At 77.0% G+C, this 10873-nt stretch carries 6 protein-coding genes and 1 tRNA gene; 3 read left to right on the forward strand and 4 right to left on the reverse strand.

Annotated elements, in window-relative coordinates:
- Positions 1–5: 5 nt before the first annotated feature.
- Positions 6–96, reverse strand: a tRNA-Ser gene (locus tag ACZ4K2_RS15810).
- Positions 97–282: 186 nt separating this feature from the next.
- Here ACZ4K2_RS15810 and ACZ4K2_RS15815 point away from each other — a divergent pair.
- Together ACZ4K2_RS15815 and ACZ4K2_RS15820 are read left to right on the forward strand one after the other, a co-directional pair.
- Positions 283–732, forward strand: a complete 450-nt coding sequence (locus ACZ4K2_RS15815) for an SSI family serine proteinase inhibitor (RefSeq protein ID WP_467468621.1) — start codon at positions 283–285, stop codon at positions 730–732.
- Positions 733–1170: 438 nt separating this feature from the next.
- Complete coding sequence (locus ACZ4K2_RS15820) at positions 1171–5772, forward strand: hybrid sensor histidine kinase/response regulator (RefSeq protein ID WP_467468619.1); 4602 nt, start codon at positions 1171–1173, stop codon at positions 5770–5772.
- Here the strand turns inward: ACZ4K2_RS15820 and ACZ4K2_RS15825 are convergent.
- A complete protein-coding gene (locus tag ACZ4K2_RS15825) occupies positions 5769–6386 on the reverse strand; it encodes a TetR/AcrR family transcriptional regulator (RefSeq protein ID WP_467468617.1) in 618 nt (205 codons plus the stop codon). The genes ACZ4K2_RS15820 and ACZ4K2_RS15825 overlap by 4 nt on opposite strands.
- A gap of 134 nt (positions 6387–6520) precedes the next feature.
- On the opposite strand from ACZ4K2_RS15825, the gene ACZ4K2_RS15830 reads away from it, so the two are divergent.
- On the forward strand, positions 6521–7738 hold the full coding sequence (locus ACZ4K2_RS15830; RefSeq protein ID WP_467468615.1) for an MFS transporter: 1218 nt from the start codon (positions 6521–6523) through the stop codon (positions 7736–7738).
- A gap of 391 nt (positions 7739–8129) precedes the next feature.
- Here ACZ4K2_RS15830 and ACZ4K2_RS15835 read toward each other — a convergent pair whose 3' ends face one another.
- Both ACZ4K2_RS15835 and ACZ4K2_RS15840 read right to left on the reverse strand, forming a co-directional pair.
- Positions 8130–9773, reverse strand: a complete 1644-nt coding sequence (locus ACZ4K2_RS15835; protein WP_467468835.1) for a long-chain fatty acid--CoA ligase — start codon at positions 9771–9773, stop codon at positions 8130–8132.
- 131 nt (positions 9774–9904) lie between these two features.
- Positions 9905–10498 (reverse strand): SigE family RNA polymerase sigma factor, encoded by a 594-nt coding sequence (locus ACZ4K2_RS15840; protein ID WP_467468613.1) that lies wholly within the window; start codon positions 10496–10498, stop codon positions 9905–9907.
- Between the last annotated feature and the right edge of the window lie 375 nt (positions 10499–10873).

Below are 10873 nucleotides of genomic sequence, written 5' to 3' on the forward strand. Positions count from 1 at the left end.
CGGTGCGGAGGCGGAGGGATTTGAACCCTCGATGGGGTGTAAGCCCCAAACCGCATTAGCAGTGCGGCGCCATAGACCGGACTAGGCGACGCCTCCAGCACAACCGCTCACGCGAGCGCGTGATCGGTGCGTGCAGATGATGACACAGGCGAGCGCCCTGTCACCAATCGCCCCCCACGGTACTAGGCAGGCGGGCCGCAGGGCAAAGGGCTTCCCCCGGCGGGGCGCCGCCGCCTCTTCCCGGGGCCGCAACGTCCGGGCCGGTCCGGCGTTGGACAGTGCATGCTCTCTGTTCTGCCGGGCGCCGGACGGCGCCTCCTCCTCGCGTCCCTCGCCGCCGCGTGCCTCGTCCCGTTCGCCGCCGCCGCCTCCGCCGCAGCGCCGCCGCCCGTGCTCCCCGAGGACCGGGGTGATCACCTCGTCGTCGAGATCCGGCACGCCGGTGCCGGGCGGGACGGGAGGTACGACGTGTACTGCCACCCGGAGGCCGGGCACCACCCGGACGTCGCCGGGGCCTGCCGGACGCTCGAGGCGCAGACGCGCTGGGGCCGGGACCCGTTCGCCCCCGTGCCCCCCGGCAGCGCCTGCACCATGGTCTACGGCGGCCCGGCCACCGCCCGGGTCACCGGCACCTGGGCCGGGCGCCCGGTCGACGCCTCCTTCGACCGCGGCAACGGCTGCGAGATCGGGCGGTGGGACAGCATGGTGCCCCTCCTCCCGAAGCTGGGATAGGCCGGCCGGCACCGCGCCGTACGCCACGACCGGGGACCGAGGCCAGGGGCCGGGCCGGTCCCCGGCGGCGTAGACGGATGCCGAGGGCAGGGGCCGCCCGGTTGCGGGGGCGGGGCCGGACGGGTGACGTCAGGTGAGGGCGGGACGGGGCCGGACGGGTGACGGGAAGGTCCGGGCGGGTGCCGGAGGGCGGGGCCGGGCGGGGGCCGGGGCGCCGGTCGCGGCGGGCGCAGCGGTTGCGTGAAGGACCGGCGGAGGTATCGGGAAGCCGGGGCATCGGTCACGCGTTCGCCGTCACTTCCCCGTGGGACCTCCCTCCCATCCGGCGCCCCGGGCGCGACCCGTGCGCTTAGACTCCCTCGCGTGACACGTCGCGGGCCGGTTGGCAAGATGGCCCGAGCGGTCGGCAAGGTGCGGTAACAGGGAGGAAGGCGTCTCGTGAGCGGCAGGCCATCCCGGGGCGCTGCTCGCCTCGCAGCCATACTCGACGCGCTGCCGGATGCGTTGGTCCTGGTCAACGCCAACGGAACCGTCGTCAACGCCAACACCATCGCGTTGGAGGCGTTCGAGGCACCGGGCACCGCGCTCGTCGGGCGCGGGCTGCTCGATCTGCTGCCGCAGTTCGACTCCCGCCTCATCCCCGGCTCGATGCGCCGGCCCGACCACATGGACCCGCGGGGGCGTACGAAGCCGACCCGGATGGTCGCCCGGCGCACCGACGGGAACGAGTTCCCCGTCGAGGTCACCAGCGCGAACCTGGAGAACGGGCAGCAGGCGTACGACGGTTACGGCTACACCGGTGACGAGCTGCTGATGCTCGTGGTGCGGGACCTGTCCGGGACCGTCGACACCGAGGCCGAGCTGGCCCGCTCGCAGCGGCAGACCGAGATGATCCTGCGGGCCGCGGCGGAAGGCGTCGTGGGCACGGACACCGACGGGCGGATCGTCCTCGTCAACCCGGCCGCCGCCCAGATCCTGGGGTACCGGGCCGGCGAGCTGGGCGGCAAGGAGCTGCACGCGCTGGTGCTGCACTCCCGTGCCGACGGTTCGCCGTTCCCGTACGAGGAGTCGCCGCTCGCCGACACCCTGCGCTCCGGCCGCAAGCACCGGGTGCGCGGGCAGGTGCTGTGGGCCAAGGGCGACAAGAAGGTGTCCGTCGACCTCACCACCGCGCCGGTGCGGGACGGGGACCAGCTCGTCGGCGCCGTGATGACCTTCACCGACCGGCGGCCGTTCGACGCCCTGGCGGAGGAGAAGGCCGCGCTGGAGAAGGCGCACGCCGAGGAGCTGGAGCGGCTCTCCGAGGAGCACGCGTCCGACCTGACCGCGCTGCGCCAGCAGCACGTCGCCGAGCTGGAGGAGCTCGGCGAGAAGCACGCCGAGGAGCTGGCCGCCGGCGACGACCGGTACGCGGCGCTCGGCGAGCGCGAGAAGGACCGGTACGAGGCCCTCGCCGGGCGCCACGAGCAGCTCCTGACCCTGCTCGGCGACTCGCTGCGCGGTCCGCTGGACGAGCTGCGCCGCGAACTGTCCGCGCTGGCGGCGGACGACGCCGGGCAGCTCTGGCCCGAGGCGAACCAGGTCCTGCACCACCTGTCGGCCGGTTACTCGCGCATCACCACGCTCATCGACAACGTCCTCGGCTACCAGCGGCTGGACGCGGGCGGTGAGGACATCACCCGGACCAAGGTGCTGCTGGACGCCGTCGTCGCCGCCGGGGTGGACGGGGCGGTCGAGCTGATCGGCCCGGGACGCGTGCAGTTCGCGGTGCACGCCCCGCCCATCGAGGCCGAGGTCGACCCGCGGCGGCTGGCCGTCGCGCTCTCGCACCTCGTGGCGGACGTCGCCGGGGTCGACGCCACCGGCAACACGCCCGTCTCGGCCGCCGGTTACCTGGACAACACCGTCGTGATCGCCGCTGCCCAGCGCGGCGAGGTCGCGCGGATCGAGGTGCGCGGGCCGTACGCCGGGGGAGACCCGGTGCACGAGCCGATCGTGCGGGGCATCGTGCGCGCCCACGGAGGCGTGCTCCAGACGTACGAGGTGCCCGGCATGAGCGGCAGCGCCTACGTGCTCGAAGTGCCGCTGGGCGGCGGGGCGGGCGCGATGGGCCCGGTGGGCGCGGTGGGCGCCGCCGGCGCGGTCGCCCCGCAGCTCCCGGCGGCCCCGGCCGGTGCGGGCGTCCCGGACGCCGGTGCGGTCGGTGTGGCCGGTGCGGGTCTCCCGGACGCCGGTGCGGTCGTCGCGGACGGGTCCGGCGAGGCCGGGCCGGGTGCGGCGGGCGGGCGGCGACGGGCCCGGCGGGGTTCCACGGACGCCTTCCTGGAGAGCGACCTGGCCGGTGGCGACACCGGTGAGATGGAGGCGCACCTGCCGACCGGCCGGCGCCGGCGGCGTGCCGCCGCGCCCGGGGAGGAGGCCGCCGCCGTGCCGGCCGAGGCCGGGGAGGACGCGTCCGGCGGGACCGGACGGCGCCGGGCCCGGTCCGCCGACGGCACCGACGCCGGTGCGGTCGAGGGCGTGACGGAGGGCGCGGTGATGACCGCGGCCGAGCAGGGCGCGGGGGCCGCCGCCTCGGGCAACGGGCTCGGTGGCACCGTTCCGCCGCAGGGCGTGCCCGCGCCCACGGGCCGGCGGGCGCGCCGCGACTCCGACGCCCCGCAGGCCGCCCTGCCGCCGGCCCTTCCGGCGGCCGGCGCCGGGACGGCGCCGGGTGCGCAGGCACTGCCGGGTGCGCAGGCACTGCCGGCCGCGGGAGGGCCGGGTGTTCCGGCCCAGGGCGGCGAGATGGCCGTGGCCGAGGGCGGCCAGCCGACCGGGCGGCGGCGCCGTGAGCTGGCCGCAGCGGCGGAGCGGGCCGCGGCCCAGGAGGCGAGTGGCGCGCGTACGGTCTTCGCGCTGCCGCCGGCCGAGGCCGACCGGTCCCCGCGCCCCGCCGCCCCGGCCCCGGCCCCGGCCCCGGCGAACGTTGCGCCCCCGGCCGCGGAGGCGCCGGTGGCCGTACCGCTGGCCCCGGTGGCGGACGCGGGAGCGGCCGTACCGGTGGCGCCGGGTGCCGTCGCGCCCGCCGCGCCGGTCCGCCCCGCCGCGCCGGAGGCCGGTGCACCCGCCGTGCCGGATGCCGGTGCGGACGCGGGTCCGGCCGCTGCCGGGCCCCTGCCCGGTCAGGTGCGGATGCCCGATCCGATGCCGATGTCCGTCCCGGCGGCGCCGGATGCCGACGGCCGGCACGACGCCGTACCGCTCGACCAGGCCGGGGACCACACCCCGCCGCAGCCCCACCCCACCAGCGCGCCGACCGGCCGGCGACGCCGTGCCGCGGCCCAGCAGGCGGCGGGTGCCCCCGGGCAGCTTCCGCAGGGGACGGCCGTACCGCCGGTCCCCGGTCAGCCGGCCCCGGCGCACGGCGTTCCGGCGCAGGGCACGGCCGGGCAGGGTGTCCCCGCGGCGGCCGCGCCCCCGGCCGCCCCGGCGCACCCCGCCGCCCAGCAGCCGTCGCCCGCGGACCAGGCCGCCGTACCCGGCCCCGGCGCGGTGGCCGCCCAGGGCGCCCCGGCGCGGAGCCCGCAGCCCCCGGCCACCCCGCCCGCCGGTACCCCGGTGGCGGCGCCGGGCGCGCTGCCGCTGCCCGCCGAGACCGGGACCGGGCAGGTCCCGGCCCAGGGCGCCCCCGGCGTGCCGCGGCAGTGGCCCGGTGCCGGTGCCGGCGACACCGCCGGTGCGGGGACCCCGGTCCCGCAGACCGGTACGCCTGCTCCCGGCACCCCGCTCCCCCCGGGGGCGGCCGGGGTCCGGCCGCAGCGTGCCGCGCAGCCGTTGCCCGCCGAGGCCGCGGGGGCCGTCGACCCGGACTCCACGCAGGGGCGGGCGATCTCGGTCCGCACCCTCGGGCAGGGCGTGCCGTTCGCCCGGCAGGCCGCCCAGGTGCAGCAGCCGACGGCGACCCCGCCGCCGCACGGGCCCGGCGGTTCGGGCCGGCGGCGCAAGCTGGGCACGCCTCCCGACCCGGCCGCCCGGCCGGACGCGAAGCCGGACCAGGCGGCCCGGCCGCACCCGCAGGCGGCGCCGGTGCCCGCGCAGCCCCCGCTCGCCGGGCAGCCGTCGGGGCCGCAGCCCGGGCCGACCGGTCAGCAGGCCGTGCCGCAGGCCCCGCTCGGCGGGCAGCCCCGGCCGGTCCCGGGCACCGAGGGGGCCGGGCGGTCGTACGCCATAGGCGCCCCGGGGCCCGACGCCGCCGAGGGCCCGGAGCCGCTGGACGGTCCCGGCGGCGCCGTGGAGGTGGCCGACACCCCGCGTCCGCAGCCGCTGGACGACGAGCTGCCCCCGGAGCCGCTGGACAACCCGCGCCGGCTGCTGGTGTGGCCCGCACCGGACGTGACGACCCGGCAGGCGCTCAGCGACCGCGGCTACCGGCCGGTGATCGTGCACTCCCGCGAGGAGGTCGACGCGCAGATCGCCGCCTTCCCCGCCGCGCTGTTCGTCGACCCGCTGACCGGGCCCATCACGCGTACGGCCCTGCAGTCGCTGCGCCAGGCCGCCGTCGCCGCCGAGGTGCCGGTGCTGGTCACGGCCGGGCTGGGGCAGGCCACGCGGGAGGCGGCGTACGGCGCCGACCCCGCCGTGCTGCTGAAGGCGCTGGCTCCCCGGGACAGCGAGCAGCATCCGCCGCGGGTGCTGCTGATCGAGCAGCACGCGGAGATCGCGCTGGCGCTGACCTCGGCGCTGGAGCGGCGCGGGATGCAGGTGGCGCGGGCCGCGAGCGACAACGACGCGGTGACGGTCGCCGGGCAGTTCCGGCCGAACCTGGTGGTGATGGACCTGATGCAGGTGCACCGCCGCCGGGCCGGGATCGTGGACTGGCTGCGGGCGAACGGCCTGCTCGACCGCACCCCGCTGGTCGTCTACACGGCCGCCGTCGACCAGACCGAACTGCCCCGGCTGGCCTCGGGCGAGACGGTGCTGTTCCTCGCCGAGCGGTCCACCAGCACCGAGGTGCAGAGCCGGATCGTGGACCTGCTGGCCCGGATCGGCACGAACTAGGCCCCGTCGTCCGGAGGTCGCGGACCCACCGGGGGGTCCGCGACCAGCCTGCGGGCCGCCTCCTTGATGGAGGACCGCAGGCGGTCGCGGTCACCGTCGCGCGTGCCGACGAGGATGCGCCGCATCTGCGGGACCACGGTCATCCAGTTCGTGAGCGCGGTCAGCAGGATCAGCAGGTCGCCGGCCGGGATGGCGTCCGTGATCACCCCCCGGGCCTGGCCGTCCTCGAGCGCGGCGACCTTGCGGGCGTAGTGGTCCTGCCGGGCCGCCTCGTCGGGCAGTTCGGCGTCCCCGTACTCGATGCCCTCCCAGAAGAGGAGGCGCAGCAGTTCGGGGTGGGCGGCGTGGTAGTCGAGCAGCCGGTCCACCCAGCCGTCGATGTCGTCGGGCTCGACGGGCACGGCCGACGCCAGGTCCACCATGCAGCGGCCCAGCACCTGGGTGAAGAGCTGCGCCTTGTTGCCGAAGTAGGCGTAGATCAACTGCTTGTTGGCCTTGGCCTCGGCGGCGATGCGGTCGATGCGCGCGCCCGCGATGCCGTGCCGGGAGAACTCGGCGACCGCCGCCTCGAAGATGCGGGCCTTGGTGGCCTCGGGGTCCCTCACTGCTGCCATGAGGACAAGGGTAGGACGCGGCCTGCCGGTAACCAACTATTTGGTTGACGGGAATGGCGGAGCGGTGCACGCTGTTGGCGACTTTCAACCAACCAGTTAGTTGCGAGCCGGCGCCCCCAAGGAGAAACCCGCTCATGCCGTCAGCCACCACTGCCCGCCAGGCGCCCGGAGCCCAGGCCCCCGCCCGGGAACGGCCGGCCTCCGGCTCCTCCCTCTTCCTCCTGCTCATCGCCGTCTGCACCGCCGTCACGGCCGCCAACATCTACCTCGCGGCCCCGCTGCTCCCGCTGATCGCCCACGACTTCGGCACCACCGCCTCGGCCGTGGCCTGGATCGCCTCGGTCGCCCAGCTCGGCTACGCCGCCGGCCTGCTGTTCTTCGCGCCGCTGGGCGACCGCGTCGACCGGCGCCGGCTCGTCGCCTGGCTCTCCGTGGCCACCACGGCGGCGCTGCTCGTCGCGGCCGCGGCGCCGGGCACCGCGGCCCTCGCCGCCGCCGTGTTCGTCGCCGCCGCGGCGACCGTCGTCCCCCAGCTCCTCGTCCCGCTGGTGGCCGCGCGGGCCCCGGCCGACCGCCGGGCCCGGCACGTCGCGGCCGTCATCGCCGGGCTGTTCACCGGCATCGTCGCGGCCCGCGTGCTCGGCGGCCTCGCCGGGCAGGGCTTCGGCTGGCGCTGGGTGTTCGCCGGGTCCGCCGTGCTGACCCTCGTCCTGGGACTGGCCACCGCCCTGGCCCTGCCGGCCGAGCGGCGCGCGCGGCAGGGCGGGCTGTTCTCGGGCATGGCCGAACTGCCCGGGCTGCTGCGCCGCTCGCCCGACCTGTGGCGGGCCTGCCTGCGCCAGGCGGGGATGTTCGGTGCCTGGAGCGCCCTGTGGACCTCGCTCGCGCTGCTGCTGACCGGCCCCGAGTACGGCATGTCCACCGCGACCGCCGGGCTGTTCGGCCTCTTCGGGCTGACCGCCAGCGCGGTGGCGCCGCTGGCGGGCGGCCTGGTGGACCGGTTCGGCGCGGCACGGGTCGTCGGCACCGCGTATGCGCTGGCCGCGGTCGCCGTGCCGCTGTTCTGGCTCGGCGGGCAGGCCCTGGCGGCGCTGTTCGCCGCCGCGATCGCGATCCACGCGGCGCTGGTCGCCTCGCACGTCGCCAACCAGACGCTGGCGCTGACCACGACGTCCGCGCCGGCCACCGCCAACACGGCCTACGTCGTCTCGGGCTTCGCCGGCGGCGCCCTCGCCTCGGCCGCCGCGGGCCCCGCCTTCACCCACTGGGGCTGGAGCGGGGTGTGCACGGTGGCGGCGGTGTGGCTGGTCCTGGGCTGGACGGCCACGACGAGCCGGTCCCGGCGGGGGTGAACCGGGGCCGCGTCGGGGGTCCGGTCGTACGGCGGTGGACCCGGGGCCCGGCCATACGACGGCGCCGTCCGTGCCACGCCCCGGGACCCGGCCGTACGACGGTGCCGCCCGGGCCGCGCGGAGGTGCGGCCCGGCGCTGACCGTGGCGCCACCCGGGGCCGGTACCGGCGGCCACCGGCCGGAAGGCGCGGTGAGGACGGGCAACGCGAGGCCGGGGGAGGCCGGGCAGGGCGAGCGGAGCCGCCGCACAGGCCCCCGACCTGCCGACCCCCACGGTCACGGCGCCCCGGCAACCCAGCCCCCGACCGGCGGCGATGGAGCCCTCCCGGCCCCTCCCGAGACCTCACGGTCCCGGCGCCGCATCCAGGCGCCTCGCCCGCCGGACCGCGCGTCAGAGGTGTGTGACGTCCAGCCCGCCCTCCGCGTACTGCCGGCGCAGCGCCTTCTTGTCGAACTTGCCCACGCTCGTCTTGGGCACCGACTCGACGATCGTCCAGCGCTCGGGGAGCTGCCAGCGCGCGATCCGGCCCTCCTCGGCGAGGAAGGCGCGCAGGGTCTCGAAGCCGGCGGTGGCGCCCGGCCGGAGGACGACCGTGGCCAGCGGCCGCTCGCCCCACCTGTCGTCCGGCACGGCGACCACGGCCGCCTCGGCGACGTCCGGGTGGGACATCAGCGCGTTCTCCAGCCCGACCGAGGAGATCCACTCCCCGCCGGACTTGATGACGTCCTTGGCGCGGTCGGTGAGGGTCAGGAAGCCGTCGGCGGAGATCGTGCCGACGTCCCCCGTCCTGAGCCAGCCGTCCGGGCTGAACTTGTCCGCCGGGCGCAGGGGTTCGGCGCCGGGGCCGTTGTAGTAGGCGCCCGCGATCCACGGGCCGCGCACCTCCAGCTCTCCCGCCGACTCCCCGTCCCAGGGCAGGCGTTCGCCGCCGGGACCGGTGAGGCGGGCCTCGACGCCGGCCGGGAAGCGCCCCTGGGTGAGGCGGTAGCCGAACTCCTCGCCGGTGCCGACCGCGTGGACCGGCGGCCGGGCCATGGTGCCCAGCGGGGACGTCTCCGTCATGCCCCAGGCGTGGTGGACCCGCATGCCGAGCCGGTCGAACGCCTCCATCAGGGACGGCGGACAGGCGGAGCCGCCGATCGTGACCTGCGTGAGGGAGGACACGTCCCGGGGGCGCGCGGTCAGCTCGCCGAGCAGGCCCTGCCAGATGGTCGGGACGGCCGCCGCGTGGGTGGGCCGCTCGCGCTCGATCATCTCGGCGAGCGGGCCCGGCTGGAGGAACCGGTCCGGCAGCAGCAGGCCGGCGCCGGTCATGAAGGCGGCGTGCGGCACGCCCCAGGCGTTGACGTGGAACTGGGGGACGACGACCAGCGAGGTGTCGTGATCGGTGAGGCTCATCGACTGGGCCATGTTGATCTGCATGGAGTGCAGGTAGATCGAACGGTGGCTGTACACCACGCCCTTGGGGTCGCCGGTGGTGCCGGAGGTGTAGCACATGGCGGCGGCCCGGCGTTCGTCCAGCTCCGGCCAGTCGTAGGCGGTGGGCCGGCCCGCGAGCAGCTCCTCGTACTCGTGCACGCGCACGCCGGTGCCCGCCAGCGGGGCGCGGTCGCCGGGCCCGCAGACGACGACGTGCTCCAGCGCCGGCAGTTCGGGCAGCAGCGGCGCGAGCAGCGGGATCAGCGAGCCGTTGACGATGACGACCTTGTCCGCCGCGTGGTTGACGATCCACACCAACTGCTCGGCGGGCAGCCGCAGGTTGAGCGTGTGCACCACCGCGCCCATGGACGGCACCGCGAAGTACGCCTCGACGTGCTCGGCGTTGTTCCACAGGAGCGTGGCCACCCGGTCGTCGCCGCGTACCCCGAGCCCGTCCCGCAGGGCGTGCGCGAGCTGGGCGGCGCGGGCCCCGGTCTCGGCGAAGGTGCGCCGCTGCGGCTCGGGCTCGCCGGTCCAGGTGGTCAACCGCGAGGATCCGTGGACCGTGGACCCGTGGGTCAGGATCCTGGAGATCAGCAGCGGTACGTCCTGCATGGTGCTCAGCACGGAGTCCTCCCGGGCGACATGGCCTACGCGGCGGTAGGGATTGCGCTGATTCTGCGCACATACCACGCGGTATGTCATTAGGGAGTACGTCACTCCGCACGGCCGGCCGCGGCCGACGGTCAGCGGGCCAGCTCCAGCTCGGGGTCCTCCCGCAGTTTGCCCAGTGCGCGGGAGACCGCCGACTTCACCGTGCCCACCGACACCCCGAGCACCTCGGCGGTCTGCGCCTCGCTGAGGTCCTCGTAGTACCGCAGGACGACCATCGCCCGCTGCCGGGCCGGCAGCCGCAGGACCGCCCGCCACATGGCGTCGTGCAGCGCCTGGCGCTCGGCCGGGTCGCCCTCGCCGGGCACCGGGTCCGGCTCGGGCAGCTCCTCGCAGACGAACTCGTCCACCTTGCGCTTGCGCCACTGCGAGGTGCGGGTGTTCACCAGCGCCCGGCGCACGTAGCCGTCGAGCGCGCGCTTGTCCTCGATCCGCTCCCAGGCCACGTAGGTCTTGGCGAGCGCGGTCTGCAGCAGGTCCTCGGCGTCGCTCGGGTTCGCGGTCAGCGAGCGCGCCGTGCGCAGCAGCACCGGCTGGCGGGCCCGCACGTACGAGGCGAAGGACGGGTAGACGTCGGTCCCCCCGCGCGGGCGGACTCGGGCGTGCGGCACGCCCTGCCGCCCGGGTGCGGCGGGGTCCGAGGCGCTGGTGCAGACGGGTGTGGTCATGCCTTACACGCTAGGAGCGAGTCCGGCCGCGGCGGATCGGCCGCAGGTCCCGAAGCGGGGTCCCCCTCAGGTTGTAGGGGTAGGGCTTGCCGCACCTCCTGAAGGTGGACCACGGGCCGTCCCCGTCTGCGGGTCGGGCCCCGCCGGTTCCGCCGTCCGACGCCGGGACCTGCCCTGATGCCGGCACTCCGGTACCGGGGGCCCACCAGGGTGCGGCGGGCCCCCGGTACCGGGGCGGCCGTCCGGTCCCGCACGGAGAACGCCGGCGGGGGGGGGGGGGCGGGGGGGCCCCCCCCCCGGGGGGGCGCCCCCCCCCCCCCCCCCCCCCCCCCCCCCCCCCCCCCCCGCCCCCCCCCGGGGCCCCCCCCCCCCCGG

Source organism: Streptomyces sp. NPDC025833, from assembly GCF_055558055.1.

Coding starts and splice junctions, on each gene's coding strand:
- ACZ4K2_RS15840 (WP_467468613.1), bottom strand. CDS start 10,498: ATGACCACACCCGTCTGCACCAGCGCCTCGGACCCCGCCGCACCCGGG.
- ACZ4K2_RS15815 (WP_467468621.1), top strand. CDS start 283: ATGCTCTCTGTTCTGCCGGGCGCCGGACGGCGCCTCCTCCTCGCGTCC.
- ACZ4K2_RS15825 (WP_467468617.1), bottom strand. CDS start 6,386: ATGGCAGCAGTGAGGGACCCCGAGGCCACCAAGGCCCGCATCTTCGAG.
- ACZ4K2_RS15835 (WP_467468835.1), bottom strand. CDS start 9,773: ATGCAGGACGTACCGCTGCTGATCTCCAGGATCCTGACCCACGGGTCC.
- ACZ4K2_RS15830 (WP_467468615.1), top strand. CDS start 6,521: ATGCCGTCAGCCACCACTGCCCGCCAGGCGCCCGGAGCCCAGGCCCCC.